This window comes from Algibacter sp. L4_22, from assembly GCF_023473045.1.
GTDB lineage: Bacteria > Bacteroidota > Bacteroidia > Flavobacteriales > Flavobacteriaceae > Algibacter.
Map to the genome: position 1 here is coordinate 159,624 of NZ_JAMCOK010000002.1, position 20,632 is coordinate 180,255.

18 protein-coding genes are annotated in these 20,632 nt (G+C 31.4%); 8 read left to right on the forward strand and 10 right to left on the reverse strand.

Annotated features, from left to right (window positions below):
* Positions 1-112: 112 nt before the first annotated feature.
* The 9 genes from fabG to M4I23_RS05380 all read right to left on the reverse strand — a co-directional run bounded on the left by fabG (position 113) and on the right by M4I23_RS05380 (position 11,277).
* Positions 113-859, reverse strand: a complete 747-nt coding sequence (gene fabG, locus M4I23_RS05340; RefSeq protein WP_158850034.1) for a 3-oxoacyl-[acyl-carrier-protein] reductase — start codon at positions 857-859, stop codon at positions 113-115.
* Positions 860-1,078: 219 nt separating this feature from the next.
* The gene (locus M4I23_RS05345; RefSeq protein WP_249753714.1) at positions 1,079-4,051 is read right to left on the reverse strand and encodes a M16 family metallopeptidase; all 2,973 of its coding nucleotides are present in this window, start codon (positions 4,049-4,051) and stop codon (positions 1,079-1,081) included.
* Positions 4,052-4,157: 106 nt separating this feature from the next.
* Positions 4,158-5,030: a succinate--CoA ligase subunit alpha gene (sucD, locus tag M4I23_RS05350; protein ID WP_158850030.1), complete on the reverse strand. Its 873-nt coding sequence runs from the start codon at positions 5,028-5,030 to the stop codon at positions 4,158-4,160.
* 88 nt (positions 5,031-5,118) lie between these two features.
* Complete coding sequence (locus M4I23_RS05355) at positions 5,119-6,051, reverse strand: UDP-3-O-(3-hydroxymyristoyl)glucosamine N-acyltransferase (RefSeq protein ID WP_158850028.1); 933 nt, start codon at positions 6,049-6,051, stop codon at positions 5,119-5,121.
* Positions 6,052-6,080: 29 nt separating this feature from the next.
* Positions 6,081-6,647 (reverse strand): elongation factor P, encoded by a 567-nt coding sequence (efp, locus tag M4I23_RS05360; RefSeq protein WP_249753715.1) that lies wholly within the window; start codon positions 6,645-6,647, stop codon positions 6,081-6,083.
* Between the two features lie 61 nt (positions 6,648-6,708).
* The gene (gene lpxA, locus M4I23_RS05365; RefSeq protein ID WP_158850024.1) at positions 6,709-7,494 is read right to left on the reverse strand and encodes an acyl-ACP--UDP-N-acetylglucosamine O-acyltransferase; all 786 of its coding nucleotides are present in this window, start codon (positions 7,492-7,494) and stop codon (positions 6,709-6,711) included.
* 91 nt (positions 7,495-7,585) lie between these two features.
* Positions 7,586-8,992: a bifunctional UDP-3-O-[3-hydroxymyristoyl] N-acetylglucosamine deacetylase/3-hydroxyacyl-ACP dehydratase gene (locus M4I23_RS05370; protein ID WP_158850022.1), complete on the reverse strand. Its 1,407-nt coding sequence runs from the start codon at positions 8,990-8,992 to the stop codon at positions 7,586-7,588.
* Positions 8,979-10,004, reverse strand: a complete 1,026-nt coding sequence (gene lpxD, locus M4I23_RS05375) for a UDP-3-O-(3-hydroxymyristoyl)glucosamine N-acyltransferase (protein ID WP_249753716.1) — start codon at positions 10,002-10,004, stop codon at positions 8,979-8,981. Before lpxD ends, M4I23_RS05370 begins: the two co-directional genes overlap by 14 nt.
* 52 nt (positions 10,005-10,056) lie before the next feature.
* Complete coding sequence (locus M4I23_RS05380) at positions 10,057-11,277, reverse strand: HD domain-containing protein (protein ID WP_158850018.1); 1,221 nt, start codon at positions 11,275-11,277, stop codon at positions 10,057-10,059.
* A gap of 132 nt (positions 11,278-11,409) precedes the next feature.
* Between M4I23_RS05380 and M4I23_RS05385 the strand changes: the two genes are divergently transcribed.
* From M4I23_RS05385 to M4I23_RS05405, 5 genes are all read left to right on the forward strand, one after another.
* Positions 11,410-12,966 carry a PglZ domain-containing protein gene (locus M4I23_RS05385; RefSeq protein WP_158850016.1) on the forward strand — a complete coding sequence of 519 codons (1,557 nt, stop codon included), beginning with the start codon at positions 11,410-11,412 and terminating at the stop codon, positions 12,964-12,966.
* A gap of 439 nt (positions 12,967-13,405) precedes the next feature.
* On the forward strand, positions 13,406-13,549 hold the full coding sequence (locus tag M4I23_RS05390) for a hypothetical protein (protein WP_199269866.1): 144 nt from the start codon (positions 13,406-13,408) through the stop codon (positions 13,547-13,549).
* A 593-nt stretch (positions 13,550-14,142) separates the two neighbouring features.
* Complete coding sequence (tsaE, locus tag M4I23_RS05395; RefSeq protein WP_158850014.1) at positions 14,143-14,547, forward strand: tRNA (adenosine(37)-N6)-threonylcarbamoyltransferase complex ATPase subunit type 1 TsaE; 405 nt, start codon at positions 14,143-14,145, stop codon at positions 14,545-14,547.
* Between the two features lie 192 nt (positions 14,548-14,739).
* Positions 14,740-14,883: a hypothetical protein gene (locus tag M4I23_RS05400; RefSeq protein WP_199269865.1), complete on the forward strand. Its 144-nt coding sequence runs from the start codon at positions 14,740-14,742 to the stop codon at positions 14,881-14,883.
* The gene (locus M4I23_RS05405) at positions 14,855-15,367 is read left to right on the forward strand and encodes a hypothetical protein (RefSeq protein WP_249753717.1); all 513 of its coding nucleotides are present in this window, start codon (positions 14,855-14,857) and stop codon (positions 15,365-15,367) included. Before M4I23_RS05400 ends, M4I23_RS05405 begins: the two co-directional genes overlap by 29 nt.
* A gap of 427 nt (positions 15,368-15,794) precedes the next feature.
* On the opposite strand, the gene M4I23_RS05410 is transcribed toward M4I23_RS05405, so the two are convergent.
* Positions 15,795-18,209: an outer membrane beta-barrel family protein gene (locus M4I23_RS05410; RefSeq protein WP_249753718.1), complete on the reverse strand. Its 2,415-nt coding sequence runs from the start codon at positions 18,207-18,209 to the stop codon at positions 15,795-15,797.
* Positions 18,210-18,388: 179 nt separating this feature from the next.
* On the opposite strand from M4I23_RS05410, the gene M4I23_RS05415 reads away from it, so the two are divergent.
* From M4I23_RS05415 to M4I23_RS05425, 3 genes are read left to right on the forward strand one after another with little or no spacing between them, the layout of a single operon-like run.
* Positions 18,389-19,588: an alanine dehydrogenase gene (locus M4I23_RS05415; RefSeq protein WP_158850004.1), complete on the forward strand. Its 1,200-nt coding sequence runs from the start codon at positions 18,389-18,391 to the stop codon at positions 19,586-19,588.
* A 35-nt stretch (positions 19,589-19,623) separates the two neighbouring features.
* Positions 19,624-20,001, forward strand: a complete 378-nt coding sequence (locus M4I23_RS05420; protein WP_249753719.1) for a DUF4258 domain-containing protein — start codon at positions 19,624-19,626, stop codon at positions 19,999-20,001.
* Positions 20,001-20,594, forward strand: coding sequence for a sugar transferase (locus M4I23_RS05425; protein WP_158850000.1), 594 nt, complete (start codon positions 20,001-20,003; stop codon positions 20,592-20,594). The genes M4I23_RS05420 and M4I23_RS05425 overlap by 1 nt, the downstream gene beginning before the upstream one ends.
* The last annotated feature ends 38 nt before the right edge of the window (positions 20,595-20,632 follow it).

Consider the following 20,632-nt stretch of genomic DNA (forward strand, 5'->3'; position numbering starts at 1 on the left):
GCGCTATAATTCCAGCGAGTATAATGTAAATTATTGTTTCTATTTGCATTTAAGCTTTTAAGAGTAAATTTTAATGATATTCCCACATTAACGGGTGTACATAAAACTTAAATTAAGTAAGCATTCCTCCATCAACATTTAAAGTTTGCCCTGTAATATAAGCCGACATATCGCTAGCTAAAAACACACAAACATTCGCTATATCTTCTGGAGTTCCACCACGTTTTAATGGAATTCCTGCACGCCATCCTTTAACAACTTCTTCATCTAACTTTGCAGTCATTTCAGTTTCAATAAAACCAGGAGCAACTACATTACTTCTAATGTTTCTTGAACCTAACTCTAAAGCAACCGATTTAGAAAAACCAATAATACCAGCTTTAGAAGCCGCATAATTAGTTTGACCAGCGTTACCTTTAACTCCAACAACCGAACTCATATTAATAATAGAGCCTTTACGTTGCTTTAACATAGTACGTTGTACAGCTTTTGTCATGTTGAAAACCGATTTTAAGTTTACTTCAATAACGGTATCAAAATCTTCTTCGCTAATACGCATAAGTAAATTATCTTTTGTAATACCAGCATTATTTACTAGAATATCAATACTACCAAATTCTTCAGCAACTTCAGCAGCTAGTTTTTGGGCATCTGCAAAATTTGCAGCGTTACTTTGATAACCTTTTGCTTTTACTCCAAGTGCATTTAACTCTTTTTCGAGTTGATTAGCTGCATCTACAGACGAACTGTATGTAAATGCTACGTTTGCACCGTTTTGAGCAAATACTTCGGCAATGCCTTTACCAATACCTCTACTTGCACCAGTTATTATGGCTGTTTTTCCTTCTAATAATTTCATGTGTTTACTTATTATTTTTTATTTACCACATACAACATTAATACATTCAAGACTTTACTCGAGTAAACTGTTATTTAAGAATGCGTTATAAAAATTTAGTTGATATCTTACTTATTTTATGCTTTGGATTAGTTTTAAACCAAAATCAAATATAACAATTCCTATTATAATTGCACATAAAAAAAGCCGATAGGTTACAAAAACTTATCGGCTTTTCATTTACATTTTTAGTTTTTCACTTTTTTCATAATTAAACAAATAATCAACATCCATTTCCTGAACTTTACCTAGCGCCTCTAAGGCTTTAAAATCAATATCTTTTTTGTTCCCTATAACCATTACATTATACTGCTCTCCTTTTATGTTATTATTAAAGAAATCACGTAAATCTTCGATGGTCATATCTTTTATGGTGTTATACATAGCTTCACGATTATCATTATCTATACCTCGTTTTTTTAGATTTTCATAATTCCAAAAAATACCCGATTTAGTAATACGTTGCGCCGCTATTTTTTTCAAAGTAGCATCTTTAGCAGCATTAAATTGCTTTTCTGCTTCTGGCATGTTAGTCATTAAATCCATCATAGCCGTTACTGCCTGAGGCATTTTATTCGCTTGCGTTCCCATATAAGCCATAACATAATTAGCTTTTCCCTTCTCATCTGCCATTTGGTAACTTGAAAAAGCAGAGTATGCTAAAGATTTAGATTCGCGAATCTCTTGAAAAACAATAGATGATAATCCGCTACCAAAATAAGTGTTAAATAAGGTTGAAGCAGCCATGTTCTTGGCATTAAAGGGATCTCCTTTTGCTAAAAACACCATTTCCGATTGTACCATATCAAAATCTACAAAATAAACATTTCCACCCGTCTCTTGTTCTTCATAAGTTACAGCCTCTGGATATACTCTTAAATCTTTAGGAATATTATGACTTGTATTTAGTGCCGTTACCATAGCATCAATATCTTTTCCATAATAAAAAATACGTTGCTTATAGTTCTTCATATCCTTTACAATATCTACTAATTCTTTAGGATCAATGGCATTTAGCTCATCTGTTTTATAGATATTTCTTAAACGAGAATTTTCACCATATTTACCATAACTCATTAAGCCATTCCTAAGAATACTTCCTTTTTGCCCTTTATTATCCTGACGTCCTTTTATAATCGACTCTACATATTTTTTATATGCCTCTTGATCTGGAATTGCATTATTCCATAGATGTTCCAAAAGTTCTAATCCTTTTGGTAGATTTTCTTTTAAACCGTTAAGGCCAACATACGTTTTATCATCACCTGCAAAAACATAATAACTTACTCCAAGTTTATAAAATTCTTTTTTAAGAGCTTCATTGCTATATTTATCTGTCCCCAAATAATCTAAATAATTTGCCGCGAGTTTTAGTTTTTTATCATTATCGCCACCCATATCAAATATGATGTTTAAATCGAATAAATCATTCAACTCGTTTTCAATATATGAAACTTCAATCCCATTAGTAGTTTCCGTAGATTTAATGGCTGTTTTGTAATCGATAAATTTAGGTTTTAACGATTCCGATTCAATCGTATTGAAATTAGTTAAAAACTCTGAGCTTTTATCCCGATTTAAATGAACAGGCGTAATTCCCGGGTTTTCAACTTTTACAATATTTGAATCTTCTCCTTGTCTTTTATAAGTAACTACATAATTATCTTGGTAAAATTTATTAGCGAAATCTACCAATTCCTGTTTGGTTACTTTTTTAAGATCATTTAAAAATTTCACTTTACTAGCCCAATTTTCATGATGAATAAAAGCGTTATAATATGCCGATGCCAAAGCAGTACTGTTTTCGTATTGCTTTGTTTGACTTAGTTTTAAATCGTTAACTACAGCGTCAATCATCCAATCTTCAAACTCACCTTTCTTTAATTTTTCTATTTGCTCTAAAAGCAGTGTTTTAACTTCATCTAAAGATTGTCCTTCTTTTGGTGTTCCCGTAAATTGATGATAACCATAATCATTTAAAAATGTTGGAGAACATCCAGCGTTTTGCACTATTTGTTTTTGGTTTAGGTTTAAATCGATTAAACCAGCATTTCCGTTTGCTAAAATCATATCAGCCAGCGTAACAAATTTTTGATCTTCACTTCCAATACCATTCGCTCTAAATGCAATAGATACATTTTCTGCCGTTGGCCCAAAAATTTCCTTTGTTATTGGTGATGTAATAGGTTTCTCTTTTGGTAAAGTTGGATGCGTTACTGTTTGATTCTTAAATTTTCCGAAGGCATTATTAACTTCTATTATAGTTTTATCGAAATCTAAATCGCCAACTAAAACCATAGCCATATTATTAGGCACATAATAAGTATTGAAATAGTTATGAATATCAACCATTGAAGGGTTCTTTAAATGCTCGGCTTTACCAATGGTGGTTTGCTGTCCATATGGATGATTTGGAAATAAGCCATCTAGCATAGCGTAATGCGCTTTTCTATAATCACTATCCTGACCTCTATTAAATTCTTCGAAAACCGCTTCAAGTTCCGTATGGAATAAACGTAAAACTAATTGACTAAAACGCTCGCTTTCTACCGTAAGCCATTTATTTAATTCGTTAGCCGGAATTTTATTTTTATAAACGGTTTCTTCAAACCAAGTATGCGCATTGGTACCTGTTGCTCCAAGTGAACTAATCATTTTATCATATTCATTAGCTACACTATAATTTGATGCTTCTAATGAAACTTCGTCTATTTTACGATACAATTCTACTTTTTTGTCGGGATCCGTTTCCGCACGATGCGCTTCATATAAATCAGAAATTTCATCTAAGTACACTTTTTCTTTTTCCCAATCTAACGTTCCAATTTTATCGGTTCCTTTAAACACCATGTGTTCTAAATAATGCGCTAAACCTGTAGATTGTTTTGGATCGTAATTTGATCCTGCACGAACAGCAATAAAAGTTTGAATTTTTGGTTCGTCGGTATTTTTACTTAAATAAACTTTTAACCCGTTTTCCAAAGTATATAAACGTAAACCTGTTGGATCGTTTTCTATAGTTTCATAAGAAAAACCATTGGCATCGGTATTTGAAGCTACTGATAAAGCAGCTGTTTCAGAATTTTGATCCGTTTTACAACTATAACAAATAGCTAAAATGGCAAAAATAAAAATTGTTTTAATTTGATTCATAGATTGAGTTTTTAGATGATAAGGTTAAAATTAAGCATAAAAAAATCGTTAACTCAAAGAAGTTAACGATTTTTCTTATGAACTATATTTTAATTTCAGCAAATACTTATGCTAAAACTTCAGCAATTTTCTTTCCAATTTCAGCAGGAGAATCTACAACGTGAATTCCACATGCTCTCATAATTTTCTTTTTTGCTTGTGCAGTATCATCACTTCCACCAACAATAGCTCCAGCATGTCCCATAGTACGACCTGCAGGTGCAGTTTCACCAGCGATAAAACCAACAACAGGTTTTTTACTTCCACTAGCTTTGTACCAGTTTGCAGCATCTGCCTCTAATTGACCTCCAATTTCACCAATCATAACAACCGCTTCTGTTTCTGGATCATTGATTAATAATTCAACAGCTTCTTTGGTTGTAGTTCCAATAATTGGATCTCCACCAATACCAATAGCCGTTGTGATACCTAAACCTTGTTTTACAACTTGGTCTGCAGCCTCATAAGTTAAAGTTCCTGATTTAGAAACAATACCAACTTTACCTTTTTTGAAAACAAAACCTGGCATAATACCAACTTTAGCTTCACCCGGTGTAATAACACCTGGACAGTTAGGACCTATTAAACGACATGGTTTGTTTTTTATGTAGTTTGATGCCGTAATCATATCGGCAACAGGAATACCTTCTGTAATTGTAATAATAACTTTTATTCCAGCATCGGCAGCTTCCATAATAGCATCGGCAGCAAAAGCTGGCGGTACAAATATAATGGTAGTATCTGCTCCTACTTGCTCTACTGCTTCTAAAACAGTATTAAAAACAGGTCTGTCTAAATGTGTTTGACCACCTTTTCCTGGTGTAACACCACCAACAACATTTGTTCCATATTCAATCATTTGACTGGCGTGAAAAGTACCTTCACTACCTGTAAAACCTTGAACTATTATTTTTGAATCTTTGTTTACTAAAACGCTCATAGAAGATTTTTTATCGTTATTATATTTACTTAACAAAAGTAATTTTTTGAATCCTATTTTTAAAGTAAAAACCGAATTACTTTTTTTGTTATTTTTTTATTGATTTTAATATTTCCGGAATCTTTCTAATATAGGCTAATTCCTTAAATTTTGCTCTAGCTTCACCAGCCGGTGACCCAAAATACGCCTTATTTTCATCTGTTGAATGTCCTAATCCAGATTGAGCAAAAAGCTCGGTTCCTTTTGCGATGGTAATCCCACTTTTTACACCTGCTTGTCCCCAAATAACCACTTCATCTTCAACTATAACACAACCTGCAATTCCAGCTTGCGATGCTATAAGGCATTTTTTACCAAGAACAGTATCGTGACCAATTTGAATTTGATTATCTAATTTAGAGCCATATCCAATACGAGTATCGGCTGTTACACCTCTATCAATAGTACATGCTGCTCCAATATCAACATAATCTTCGATAACTACACGACCGCCAGATTTTAATCTATCATAACCGTCGGGACGTTTTTTATAGTAGAAAGCATTTGCTCCTAAAACTGTTCCCGAATGGATAGTGACATTGTTACCAATAACCGTATCATCATAAATACTTACGTTGGCATGAATAAGGCAATTATCGCCAATTTCAACATTATGACCAATAAAGCAATTAGGTTGAATGATTGTATTCTCCCCTATTTTAGCTAACGCTGAAATAGCACTATTAGCCGATTTAAAAGGCTTAAAATGATTAGTTAATGTATTGAAATCTCTAAACGGATCGTCACTAACCAATAGAGCCTTCCCTTCTGGACACTCTACTTTCTTATTAATTAAAATAATAGTAGCTGCAGAATTTAATGCTTTATCGTAATACTTTGGATGATCTACAAAAACAATATCCCCAGCTTCAACCACATGAATTTCATTCATGCCAAAAACAGGAAAATCTATGTCACCAACAAAATCGCACCCAATAAGGTCTACGATTTGTTTTAAGGTATGTTGCTTTGGAAATTTCATTATGTATTTTTAAAAGTTTATAGGAATACTTATTCCTTTACTCTTTCTTTATAAGTTCCTTTTGCTGTTTCAACTTTAATTTTATCACCTTCGTTAATAAATAAAGGGACATTTACAATTGCTCCTGTTTCTACAGTCGCAGGTTTAGTTGCATTAGTTGCTGTATTTCCTTTAACTCCTGGCTCAGTTGCAGTAATCTCTAAAATAACACTTGCTGGTAAATCTACCGAAAGAGGCATATTATCTTCTGTGTTAATTAATACAGTAACTACTTCACCTTCTTTCATTAATCCTGGATTATCAAGAGCCGCTTCTAATAAACGGATTTGTGTATAATCGGCTTCATTCATAAAATGATAAAATTCTCCATCATTATATAAATATTGAAACTTATGAGTTTCAACACGAACATCTTCTAATTTATGACCAGCAGAAAAAGTATTATCTAAAACCTTTCCATTGGTTACACTTTTCATTTTTGTTCTTACAAAAGCTGGACCTTTCCCTGGTTTAACGTGTAAAAACTCTATAATTTTATATATATCGTTGTTGTATACAATGCATAAACCATTTCTAATATCACTTGTAGTAACCATAATGTTTTTTTTGAAAATTTATTATTTGATTTTAGTCGATTAAAAATTGACTAATTCATATTTAATTTGATTTGAAATATCCTTTCATGATACCTCGATGAGAATTCCTGATAAATTGAAGAATTTCATCACGTTCCGGAGTCGCTTCCATTTCTGCTTCGATTAAATCGGCAGCCTGCGTATTATTATAATTTTTTTGATAAAGAATTCTGTAAATATCTTGAATTTCTCTTATTTTATCGGTAGTATAACCACGACGACGTAAACCTACAGAATTGATACCAACATAAGATAATGGTTCTCTCGCTGCTTTTACATAAGGTGGTACATCTTTTCTAACTAAAGATCCTCCAGTTACAAAAGCGTGATTACCAACCGAAACAAATTGATGTACAGCCGTCATACCTGCCATAACCACATAATCACCAACGGTAATATGTCCTGCAAGCGTACTATTATTAGAGAAAATACAGTTTTTACCCACAATACAATCATGAGCTATATGGCAATACGCCATAATTAAACAATTATCGCCTATTACGGTTTTCATTCTATCGGTGGTTCCTCTATTAATGGTAACACATTCACGAATGGTAACATTGTTTCCAATTTCTACCGTTGTATCTTCATCGTTATATTTTAAATCTTGTGGTACAGCAGAAATTACAGAACCTGGAAAAATATTACAATTTTTCCCTATGCGTGCACCTTCCATAATGGTAACATTGCTCCCTATCCATGTGCCATCTCCAATTATAACATTATTATGTATAGTTGTAAAAGGCTCTATGACCACATTTTTTGCGATTTTTGCACCAGGATGCACATACGCTAATGGTTGATTCATTTTATATATTTTAGTTTAGTAGAAAAGTGATAAACTAGATTTAATCAAATTTAGTTTTGAGCTCAATTTGATTAAATCTAAAAATCACATCTTATTTTACTTTTGATATTTGCGCCATTAATTCGGCTTCTGCAACAAGTTTACCGTTTGAATAGGCATAACCTTGCATGTGGCAAATACCACGGCGTATTGGTGTAATTAGTGAGCATTTAAAAATTAATGTATCACCTGGCACCACTTTTTGTTTAAATTTTACTTTATCCATTTTCATGAAAAAGGTTAAATAATTTTCTGGATCTGGAACGGTGTTTAAAACTAAAACACCACCGGTTTGTGCCATGGCTTCTACAATTAAAACACCTGGCATTACTGGTGCTCCAGGAAAATGACCTTTAAAGAACTCTTCGTTCATGGTTACATTTTTCTGAGCGATTACATGATTATCAGAAAGTTCGAAAACTTTATCAATAAGTAAAAAAGGTTGACGGTGAGGCAACATGTCCATAATTTGATTCACATCCATTAAAGGTGTTTGATGCAAATCAATTTTTGGTACATTGTTTCTACGTTCTATTTTTATAAGTTTAGATAATTTTTTAGCAAACTGCGTATTAATATAATGCCCAGGCTTGTTAGCAATCACTTTTCCGCGAATGCGTGTACCAACTAAAGCTAAATCGCCTAAAACATCTAAAAGTTTATGGCGCGCAGCTTCATTTGGGTGATGTAGCGTTAAATTATCTAAAATACCATTGGGTTTAACGGCAATGTTATCTTTATTAAAAGCAACTCTTAATTTTTCCATTGTTTCTGGAGATAAAGCTTTATCAACATAAACAATAGCATTATTTAAATCACCACCTTTAATTAAACCATGTTCTAAAAGCATTTCAATTTCATGAAGAAAACTAAATGTTCTAGCGTTAGAAATATCTTCTTTAAAATCTGAAATTTGATTTAATGTTGCATTTTGAGTTCCTAAAATTTTAGTCCCAAAATCCACCATAGTGGTTATTTGATATTCTTTAGCAGGCATTACTAAAATTTCGCTACCAGACTCTTCATCTACATAAGAAATGATTTCAGTAACCTCATACTCTTCTCTAAAAGCATCCAATTCTACTATTTCAGCTTTTTCGATAGCTTCAACAAAAAACTTAGACGATCCATCCATAATTGGAGGTTCGGCAGCGTTTAATTCTATAATAGCATTATCAACATCTAAACCTACAAAAGCGGCTAAAACATGTTCTGAAGTTTGGATGGTTACTCCATTCTTCTCTAAACATGTACCACGCTGTGTGCTGGTTACATAATTGGCATCTGCTTCTATAATAGGTGCCCCTTCTAAATCTACGCGTTTAAAACGTAAACCAGAATTTGCTGGCGCAGGCTTAAATGTTAAGGTTACATTTTTACCTGTGTGCAAACCAACTCCTGTTAGAGTAACTTCTTTAAGAATGGTTTTTTGTCTAATCTCAGTGTTAACTATTCCCATTTATTTTTTCTAAATCATTTATATTTTTAACAATCTTAGGCAGATTTTTAAAATGAACATACGACTTATTATAATCGCTAATTGCCAAAGCTGGTGAACCTTGGAGTATTTCATTATCTTTTACATGTCTAGCAATACCAGACTGTGCTTGTATTTTCACATTGTTTCCAATGGTAATATGCCCTGCAATACCAACTTGACCACCAATTTGGCAATGTTCACCAATATGTGTTGAGCCAGCAATACCAGTTTGCGCTGCAATTACTGTATTTTTTCCAATTTCTACATTATGCGCAATTTGGATTTGATTATCCAATTTAACACCTTCACGCACAATTGTTGAACCTAAAGTTGCTCTATCTATAGTAGTGCAAGCACCAACATCTACATAATCTTCAAGGATTACATTTCCTATTTGTGGTACTTTAGTATAACCTCCATCTTCATTTGGCGCAAATCCAAATCCGTCGGCACCAATGATGGCACCCGAATTAATAACGCAACTTTTTCCAACAATGGTTTCAGAATAAAGTTTAGCGCCAGAAAAGATAATGGTATTATCTCCCAATACCGCATTATCACCAATATAACTGTTCGGAAAAATTTTTACGTTATCGCCAAGTACTACATTATCACCAATATAACTGAAGGCGCCAATATAAACATTTTCGCCGTATTTAGCTGATTCTGATATGAATGACGGTTGCTCTATGCCTACTTTATTAAGTTTTACCGAATTATAGTATTCAAGTATTTTCGAGAATGCCATATAAGCATCATCTACCTTAATTAAAGTGGTTTTTAACTCGTTTTCCGGTTTAAACGTTTTATTTACAATTGTAATAGACGCTTCGGTTTTATATATAAATGAGGTGTATTTGGGATTGGCTAAAAAGGTTAACGAACCTTCAAACCCTTCTTCTATTTTGGATAGCTTGAATACTTCAGTTTCAGGGTTACCTATAACTTCTCCTTCTAAAATACCAGCTATTTGTTGTGCAGTAAACTTCACACTAAAAATTTATTGTTTTTTGTTTGATTTTGGCAAAAATAGGAAAAATGTGCTAAACTTTAACCTTAGGGTAACATATATAATATTTGGTGACAGGTTTCGACAGTGCTTTTAAATTAAGTTGATCGGATGCTTTTACTATATCTTCAATTTTACCAGACTTGTGTAATATATTAATTCCCTGATGTTTTAATTGATATGCTTGGTTAGAAATGCTTCCGGTAAACACAAAATATTCGGCTTCTTCCCTGCTTATTTTATGAGCAGAAATAAAGATTTTTATCTGTTTTTCTAAGTTTTGCTTTCCAATAGGCTTATTCTTCAGTTTAATTTTTAATAGATTACGATTAATAATCATTTCGCATATGTTACTTAAAACAAAATCGTCATGATATTGCCAAGCTTTCATGGCCGAAATTACATCGTAATCATCCAATTGAGAAAATAGATCTAATATTTCATCATTAAAATCATCAATTGAAACTATATTATTTAAAAAATACTGAAGCGGTTTACTAGCTTCTAGCTTCACCCCTTTTAAAGCTAATTCCTTTGCTCGCTTCAAAACACGTATTAAAAGTTGCTCGGCCACGATGCCTGTTTTATGCAAATACACCTGCCAATACATTAAACGGCGCGCAATTATAAATTTCTCTACGCTATAAATCCCTTTTTCTTCAACTACTAATTTATCATCAACAGCATTTAGCATGGTAATTAAGCGCTCACTATTTATATTACCTTCTGCTACACCTGTGTAAAAACTATCACGCTTTAAATAATCGGCCCGATCCATATCAAATTGACCAGAAATAAGCTGGCACATAAATTCACGGTGATAATTACCCTTAAATATTTCAATGGCAAGCGTTAAACTTCCGTTAAATTCTTCGTTTAAACGCTCCATAAAAAGGAGTGAAATTTGCTCGTGCGATATATTATTTACAATGCTATGCTCCATAGCATGAGAGAATGGACCATGCCCAATATCATGTAATAAAATAGCAACATATAAGGCTGTTTCTTCTTCTTCAGAAATGCTAACTCCTTTAAAACGTAATACATTGACAGCTTGTTGCATTAAATGTACACAACCTATGGCATGATGAAATCGAGTGTGATGTGCTCCCGGATATACCATATAGGATAAACCCATTTGTGTAATTCTACGTAAGCGTTGAAAGTATTTATGTTGAATTAAATCGAATATCAGCGAATTTGGAATAGTAATAAATCCGTAAATTGGGTCGTTTAATATCTTTAGTTTGTTCAAACTTTAAGTTTTTACAATTATTATTTACAAATATAGCTATATGAAATGAGCATAACTAACAATTTAGTCATCGTGATTTTCATAAATAAGCTATTATTTTAGACTTTATAAATCATTACAAAAAACATACAAATGAATAAAATAAAAATACTTTGGGTAGACGATGAAATTGATTTATTGAAACCACATATTTTATTTCTTGAGAAGAAAAATTACCAAGTTACCAAATGTAATAGTGGCTCTGAAGCTATTGATATTTTAGATGAAGAAAATTTTGATATTGTTTTTTTAGACGAAAACATGCCCGGACTTACTGGTTTGGAGACTTTACATGAAATTAAAGAGAAAACAGACAACCTGCCGGTGGTAATGATTACTAAAAGTGAGGAGGAATATATAATGGAAGAAGCTATTGGTAATAAAATAGCCGATTACCTTATAAAGCCTGTAAACCCAAACCAAATCCTTTTAAGTTTAAAAAAGAATTTGGATCATTCGCGTCTAGTTTCCGAGAAAACGACATCCAATTATCAGCAAGAATTCAGAAAAATAGCTATGGATTTATCTATGGTTAATAGTTTTGAGGAATGGGTTAGCCTATATCAAAAACTAATTTATTGGGAAATTCAACTAGAAGATATTGAAGATGTTGGCATGTTCGAAATTTTAGAATCTCAAAAAACGGAAGCTAATTCGCAGTTCGCAAAGTTTATAGATAAAAATTATGCCGATTGGTTTGAGCCAAATACCGATGCGCCAATTATGTCGCATACCCTTTTTAAAGAAAAAATTGCACCTGAGATTAGCAAAGAACAACCAACACTATTAGTTGTTATTGATAATTTACGTTACGACCAATGGAAAGTGTTTGAACCAATAATAAATAATTACTATAAAAAAGAAACCGAAGAGGCCTTTTTCAGCATACTTCCTACAGCTACACAATATGCTCGTAACGCCATTTTTTCTGGTTTAATGCCAAGTGCTATGGAAAAACTTTTTCCACAATACTGGAAAAATGATACTGAAGAAGGTGGTAAAAATCTATTTGAAGCTGAATTTTTAGAAGCACAATTAAAACGTTTAGGTCTAAGTAATTTAGAACACGAATACTACAAAATCACGAACTTAAAAGCTGGAAAGAAATTAGTTGACAATTTTAAAAGCTTAAAAAAGAACGATTTAACGGTTGTTGTTTACAACTTTGTTGATATGCTTTCTCACTCTAAAACAGAAATGGAAGTTGTAAAAGAATTAGCTTCTAATGACAAAGCTTACCGCTCTTTAACACATAGTTGGTTTAAAAACTCACCGCTATTAGAGATGATTCAGCAAGCGCAACATCTTGGATTTAAACTTATTTTAACTACCGATCACGGTACTATTAATGTAAAAAATCCATCGAAAGTAATTGGAGATAGAGATACAAGTTTAAATCTTCGTTATAAAACAGGTAGAAGTTTAACCTATGAAAGCAAAGATGTTTTTGTAGCTAAAGACCCTAAAGAAATTCACTTGCCATCTATTAACATGAGTAGTTCTTTCATTTTTGCAAAAAACGATATGTTCTTTGCTTATCCAAACAATTACAATCACTATGTCAGTTATTTTAGAAACACATATCAACATGGTGGAGTATCTTTAGAAGAAATGATAATTCCTTTTGTTGTATTTAATCCAAAAAAATAAATTAATAAAAGCACTAATTAAGCTAATGACTTTTTTAGTGTTTTTATTTTTCAAGTTGGGATTAACTTTATAGACTAATTTATTATATGAAGATGGTGAATCATTTTTTTACTTATACAATAACGAATAAATAAAGTCTCATTTTCATTACAACTCATTGTTTTACTAGCACTTAACTAGTTTCATTATTAAATAATGCATTAAAAACATCCGTTTTTTTAGAAAATAAGCAACAATTGATAATCCATTAAAATTGAAACTCCGAGTAAAAACAAGCGATTAACAACTTATCGAAATCAAAAAAATATTGTTTTACGGGAAACCCACATCGGAATTTTCAAAAAACAATGTTTTTAACATAATTTTAACATTTAAGTACATCTTACAACTCTCTCTTTCTTTAGATTTGGAATATAATTAATTATTAAATCCCTATAGAATGAAAACAAAAAATTATTTAATCGCAATCGCGATTTTCGGAGGAATGTTGTTTACAGCTTATGCAGCTAACACAATTAATCAAGATGAGCAACAAACTGCAAAAATTCAAAGAAGTGCAATTAGAGTACCAACGCACGGATAGTAAAGTTTGACTATAGATTGTTTAATTGCCTATTTTCGTAATTAAACAATCTATTTTGTTATTAAAAAGTGTTCCAGATGTTTTTCATCTCGAACACTTTTTTTATTTGTTTATCAAATCAATATTATTTAGAATACTACCATTGAGTATTTACTTCTTTCTATAAATATTTAGTTTAAGCATAGTTCAAGTAATTATTTTATTAAACTAAGCAAAACGCTTGCAGGAAACCATTAGCAATTAAAAACTAGCTTAAATTCATAATGTGAAACCGTAGAACTTTATCCTGTAAGGCAATGCTTTTTTATTGTTAAATACTCGAAAAAATCAATCTATAATATATTAAAATCGGTAGTTCCAACTTTTTTTGTGAAAATTAATTATTTTTCATAAAAAAAGGGGTGAAATTATGTTGTAAGACATTTCAGAAACTCTTATCTGCAAGGTCGAGTCTCGTTGATAAAAATGATAATTGCTTTTGTGCTATTTAATTTGAAATAATGTGCCAACAGCGATAAACACTAATTACTTTGATACATTTTTTGGTGTTTTTAAATTAAATTCCTTAATATTGTTATGTTAAATTTTTCAAATTGAATATAACTTATACAATAGACGAGGTTGAACAAGTTGCAAACAAACTTATTTTGCAAGCAACATCAAGAACCCTATTATTTTACGGCGATATGGGTGTTGGTAAAACAACACTAATAAAAGCCATAGTGAAAGGTTTAGGTAGTAAAGACGATGTGAGCAGTCCTACTTTTTCTATTGTAAATGAATATGAATTGAAAGATGAAAAAATTTTTCATTTCGATTTATATAGAATTAACGATCTAGAAGAAGCTTATAATTTTGGAATAGAAGATTATTTAGATTCTGATAATTGGATAATAATTGAATGGCCTGATGTTATAGAACCAATTTTATCGGGTAATGAATGTATTATAAAGTTATCTATTCAGTCAGAAAACATGAGGCAATTAATAGCAGATTAAAATTATCAACCCTAACAAAACTAGCTATTACAAGCTATAACAACTAAAAAGTTCCAAAAAAATATTGTTTTACGGGAAACCCACATCGGAATATTTAAAAAACAATGTTTTTAACATAATTTTAACATTTTAACGGGTTTTGAAACTTACTCTTTCTTTAGTTTTGAAATATAATTTTAAAACCCCTATAGAATGAAAGCAAAAAATTACTTAATCGCAATCGCGATTTTCGGAGGAATGTTGTTTACAGCTTATGCAGCTAACACAATTAATCAAGATGAGCAACAAACTGCAAAAATTCAAAGAAGTGCAATCAGAGTTCCAACGCACGGATAGAAAGAGTTTGATAATAGGAACTGTTGTAGCCACATTAATAGCTGCAACTCCTTATTTGTTTTACCTATATGAAAGTGTTCCAGATACACCAACTTGGGATACTTTTTTGTTTAGATATGACAGTAAATATTACGGAAGTATACTTACTGTAGCTTGGACCTTAATGGGAAAAGCAATGCCCCTTTTTTTACTGTTTATTTGGTTTTTTACCTGCCGTCATTGGTGGTATCATACATTATTGGTACCCATCTCAATGTACATATATCAAATTTTCACAACAATAAATGATGATTTAACGTTTGTGGATTCAAATCAACTTATTTATTTGATTCCTATTATGGTTATAATTATACCATCTATCTATTTAATAAGAGCACAAATATTTAATAAGGTTAACAATGCAAACAAATCCCTACAAGATTTAGAAGATGAATTTAAAGTCTCTCCAAAAACCTTTTGGGATAAAATAAAAGAATATTTCTAGTAGTAACTAACCAATCTATTAATTATATCTCTCTTATATGATCATTTCAATCGATTTTAAAATTATGCGTTAAACTAATTTTAATGAATTATTTTAGAGTACGAAGATGAATATAGCGTAAACATGAGAGTGTTTACTTAAAAATGTAATCAAATATTATCTTTAGCATAAGATAATATACTACTAATTAAAAAAGAAATCCGCAACTCCATTTTAAGAGTTGCGGATTTATTCTTTTAAACACTTCCAATAGTCAAAACTTGCATTTTATGCTTGATTTTGTAACAAGCAAAAGAAGCCTATAAAAACTAAGAAATTAGAGTTAAAAATAAGTGATTTAAAACCATTTAAAAATTAGAATTAACATTTATAGCTTAAAAATGCTCTCTAGAATTCTCGTTTTTAATAACACTAAAGTATTTTATTACTATAACCTATCTCGCTCTATAGATTCTATATCTTTCTTATTTGTTTTTAACCTGAAATTACCAAACTTATAATTAAAACCAAGCGTAAACATTCTGTTTTCCATTCTGGAATTTAATAATATATCTTGATTTAAATACTTTGTTGTTTGCGTAAAGTTTTGAGTGTTAAAAATATCGGTTATACCCATAGTTAAAGACGCTCTATTATTCCAAAATGTTTTACGAACACTAATATCTAGTCCAGTTCTATTACTAATCTCACTAGGCCCATCTACTAATGGTGAAATATAAATTAGAGACACATCAGCAGTTAATGTTTTATCCTTTAAAAAAGAAAAATAATTTACCATTTGTAAATACACGGACCATTTATCGGTAGTATACAATTGGTTATTACTTTCTAAGGCAGCAAATCTGTTTTCATAATAAAATAAAGAAGAATACACATAAAGATCCCAGTTAGAAATTACAGGCGTAAACGTTGTAAAATCTAATCCATATGATATACTTCTATCTATATTGGTATCAACATTTTTTAACAATTTAGAATCATTGTCTTGAAATGTAATTTGTATTGAAGGATCATTCTCGTTTCTATAATAAAGCTCGAAAGTATATTTTGAATTAAAAGTATAACCTAAAATAAAATTATCGTCAATTTGCGGTTTCAAATTAGGATCTCCGGTATTGTATGAGTTATCACTTAAAAAGAACTTAAAGGGGTTTAATTGGCTATATCTTGGTCTATAGATGCGTTTGTTGTAGGTGAAATAAATTTCGTTGTTTTCATTTAAAACATTCAAAATATGAAATGTTGGAAAAAACTTGATGTAATCCGAGTTATTAATTTGATTAGTCGATAATGAATTCCCTTCAATATTTGTGTATTCTGTTCTTAGTCCTGCTTTTAAACTCCAATGTTCCCAATCTTTACTATAGCTACCATATAGTGCCAGGTTAGTTTCATCATATAAAAAGGTATCAGAATTTTCTAAATCCTCTTCTCTACTTCCGTTATCAATAAAAAATCGATTTATAACACTCTCAGAATTAATAAATGAAGCCTTCCCTCCTGCTTCTAAAAAAGCTGTTTCACTAATAGGTAACTCATAATCTACCTGCCCTGTATAAAGCTTAATATCTTGGCTAGAAAGTGATTCGAATTCGTTATTTCTAATTAAAGATTGATCAGGAAATAAATATTCTGTATTAACATCTTGATCGCTATCGAAGCTAAAATTAGTATGATGTGCACTAAATGATAATTGCTCGTCCTCTTGATTTAATTTATGAACATAATCTAATGTAAATGCAGCATTGGTTGTTTTATCTACAGCAGCGTTAATGGTATTAAACGTAGAATCTAGCACGCCTGTTGCACCATATACTTCAGTTAAAGAATTAATATCTGTTTCGGTTCCCGATTTAGGTAGAAACATTAAGTTTGCAGAAAAACTCAAGGTGTTTTTATCGTCAATAGTATAATCTATATTACTATTTATATTTTGATTTGCTGATTTTCGAGTTCTATTATAGTCCGTTTCCCAACTAGAAGTCGTTTCTTCATTATCTATAAAGTTAATAAACTCGTCGGTGTTTCTAAAATCTTTTCGCGGACTTACATTATAGTTAATGTAAGCGTCTATTTTTTCTCCTTTAAAAAAATGACTTGTTCCAACAGAATATTTTGGAAATTCAAATCCTTGTTTAAAATTACCAAAAACGCTACCGTTATATCCGGAAACTAGATTTTTACTTGTCACAAAATTAAGTACAGCCCCTCCTTCTGCCTCGTATTTAGATGGTGGCGAAGTAATTACTTCAATAGCTTTAATGTTATTGGCAGGCATACTCTCTAAAAGCTGTATAACCTCTGTAGTAGATAAATGCACTTTTCTATCGTTAATATAAATGGTAGGGCTAGCGTGCTTTACAGAAATACCATCATTATTTACCATAACTCCAGGCGTATGTTTCAAAACATCTAGCATGTTATTATTAGATAATGTGGAATTTTCAACATTAAAAACTAAGCGATCCACCATACGTTTTACTGTTGGTTTTTTAACAACAATAAGCACACCATCTAGTTCTTGTTGTTCATCTTCTAAAATAATATCATCAAGAGAAACACTTTTATCAAGCTGAACTTCAATAGCTTGAGTTTTGTATCCTAAAAAACTAACATTCAGGGTATATTTATTGGTTTTTAAATTACCAATTTCAAAATCACCAGTTTCATTAGAAATGGTACCTTTATAACCTGAAGTATTTGTCCCATCAGAAACAACTATGTTAGCAAAAGCAACTGGTTTATTTTCCGTATCAACAACTTTACCCTTTATTTCCAGACCTTGAGAAAGCCCTACGATTGAAAATAAATAAATAAATAAAACAACAATTTTTCGCATCATACATGTAAACTTAATGCAAACTTAAAATAAAAAAACGAATACATTTTGCGGTATGTCCTTACCTAAATTAGTCAAAATTCTTACATCTCTACAAAGGTTTATATTTCTTCGTTTTAATTCTATATTTTGATGAATTGAATTACAAAATTTATTTGTAATTTGTTTTTTTTTATAAAAATATGAACAAACCACTTTCACCTTTTACAAAACAGCAACTTTTACCTCAAGAAGAGACGCTTGAAATATTTAAGAAAAAAGGAGAATTATTTATTGGTATCCCGAAAGAAACGGCATACAAAGAAAAACGAGTTTGCTTAACGCCAGATGCTGTTTATGCATTGGTGTGCAATGGCCATCGCGTTTTATTAGAATCTGGTGCTGGCGAAGGCGCAAACTTTAGTGATAAAGATTACAGTGAAGCTGGTGCTGAAATTACCAAAGATGCCGAAAAAGTTTTTGCTTGTCCCATGATTTTAAAAGTGGAGCCGCCAAGTTTGGAACAAATAAAGCTAATAAACCCACATACTATTATAATTTCTGCGTTGCAATTAAAAACACAGCATAAAAAATATTTTGAAACATTAGCCACTAAGCGCATTACGGCATTAGCATTTGAGTTTATTAGAGATTCCGATAACGCATATCCTGCTGTAAAATCTTTAAGTGAAATTGCAGGAACAGCTTCTGTACTTATTGCAGCGGAATTATTATCAGATGCCAACACTGGTAACGGACTTATGTTTGGTAACATTAGTGGTGTTCCGCCTTTAGAAGTGGTTATTTTAGGTGCTGGAACTGTGGGCGAATTTGCTAGTAGAAGTGCTATTGGTTTAGGTGCAAACGTAAAAGTATTCGATAATTCTTTAACAAAATTACGACGTATTCAAACGCATTTAGGGCGTCCTATATATACATCAACTATTCAACCAAAAAACTTAGCAAAAGCTTTAAAACGCTGTGATGTTGTTATTGGTGCCGTTCGAGGTGCAAATAGAGCCCCAATTGTTGTATCAGAATCTATGGTGCAACACATGAAAAAAGGAGCCATTATTATTGATGTAAGTATTGATATGGGGGGCTGTTTCGAAACTAGTGAAGTTACATCGCATAAGCACCCTACCTTTGTAAAACATAATGTAGTACACTATTGCGTGCCCAATATTCCCGCACGATATTCTAGAACAGCATCTGTTTCTATTAGTAATATTTTTACACCGTATTTACTAAAAATCGGAGAAGATGGAGGTTTAGAAAATTCGTTACGTTTTGATCGTGGTTTAAAAAATGGGTTGTATTTTTACCACGGGATTTTAACAAGTAAATCTGTGGGAGAATGGTTTGGATTAGAATATAGTGATATTAATTTACTTATATTTTAACAATCTTTCTGTAAATTATTATCAAATTATTTTAAATGAAACTTATTCAGCGTATTGGCTATTACCTCGGCGGATTTTCTATCGGGCTAATAATTTTAGCATTCTTTTTAAACGGAAAAAAAGCATCTTGTAGTTATGGTCCAGATGCTAGAGTTTTAAAAAACATTAATTCTAAGAAAATAATTTATAATGATGTGATTTTTGAATATATTTCGGATAACATCATTGATTCTACAGAAATAAGACGAATTTTAAAAAAAGGCGATATTAATTTTTCGGATAGCGATCCTAGACATAAACCTTGTGGCATCTATTTGGTAGAAGGTGAATTCGATGAAAAAGACATTGTTATAACCGTTGAAAACTGCGAAGACACAGCCACAGTTACTGATTTAAAAATAGAGAAACCTTAATGATAAAGCGGGCTTTTGATGTTCTTTTTTCTTTAATGGGTTTAATATTTCTATTACCATTTCTTTTTGTTCTTGCTATTATTATAAAAATTGATTCTAAAGGTCCTATTTTATTTGTTCAAGGTCGTGTTGGGAAAAACAATAATGATTTTAATATTTTCAAGTTTAGAACCATGAAAATACAATCTCAAAAAAAAGGATTACTTACTTTAGGAAACCATGATTCTCGCGTAACTAAAGTCGGTTATTTTCTAAGACGCTATAAAATTGATGAATTTCCGCAGTTAATTAATATTTTAAAAGGCGACATGAGTTTTGTTGGTCCAAGACCAGAATTGCGCTATTATGTGAATTTTTATTCTGAAGATGATATGCAGATTTTTCAAGTTCGTCCAGGCATTACAGGTCTAGCATCTTTAAAATACAGAAATGAAGTTGAATTATTAGAAGCCGCTGAAAATCCTGAAGAATTATTTATAAAAACTATAATTCCAGATAAATTGAAATTTAACAAGGAATACATAAAAAATCAAAATTTATTTTTCGATTTAAAGCTTATTGGTTTAACCATTATAAAAGTTATTGCTAAGTAATTCTCTTAATTAGCTCAGCCTCTTTTTACATCTATTTT

Bases quoted from the DNA above. Each gene is read 5' to 3' on its own strand.
- fabG (WP_158850034.1), bottom strand. From the start codon at position 859: ATGAAATTATTAGAAGGAAAAACAGCCATAATAACTGGTGCAAGTAGA.
- M4I23_RS05345 (WP_249753714.1), bottom strand. From the start codon at position 4,051: ATGAATCAAATTAAAACAATTTTTATTTTTGCCATTTTAGCTATTTGT.
- sucD (WP_158850030.1), bottom strand. From the start codon at position 5,030: ATGAGCGTTTTAGTAAACAAAGATTCAAAAATAATAGTTCAAGGTTTT.
- M4I23_RS05355 (WP_158850028.1), bottom strand. From the start codon at position 6,051: ATGAAATTTCCAAAGCAACATACCTTAAAACAAATCGTAGACCTTATT.
- efp (WP_249753715.1), bottom strand. From the start codon at position 6,647: ATGGTTACTACAAGTGATATTAGAAATGGTTTATGCATTGTATACAAC.
- lpxA (WP_158850024.1), bottom strand. From the start codon at position 7,494: ATGAATCAACCATTAGCGTATGTGCATCCTGGTGCAAAAATCGCAAAA.
- M4I23_RS05370 (WP_158850022.1), bottom strand. From the start codon at position 8,992: ATGGGAATAGTTAACACTGAGATTAGACAAAAAACCATTCTTAAAGAA.
- M4I23_RS05385 (WP_158850016.1), top strand. From the start codon at position 11,410: ATGAATAAAATAAAAATACTTTGGGTAGACGATGAAATTGATTTATTG.
- M4I23_RS05390 (WP_199269866.1), top strand. From the start codon at position 13,406: ATGAAAACAAAAAATTATTTAATCGCAATCGCGATTTTCGGAGGAATG.
- M4I23_RS05400 (WP_199269865.1), top strand. From the start codon at position 14,740: ATGAAAGCAAAAAATTACTTAATCGCAATCGCGATTTTCGGAGGAATG.
- M4I23_RS05410 (WP_249753718.1), bottom strand. From the start codon at position 18,209: ATGATGCGAAAAATTGTTGTTTTATTTATTTATTTATTTTCAATCGTA.
- M4I23_RS05415 (WP_158850004.1), top strand. From the start codon at position 18,389: ATGAACAAACCACTTTCACCTTTTACAAAACAGCAACTTTTACCTCAA.
- M4I23_RS05420 (WP_249753719.1), top strand. From the start codon at position 19,624: ATGAAACTTATTCAGCGTATTGGCTATTACCTCGGCGGATTTTCTATC.
- M4I23_RS05425 (WP_158850000.1), top strand. From the start codon at position 20,001: ATGATAAAGCGGGCTTTTGATGTTCTTTTTTCTTTAATGGGTTTAATA.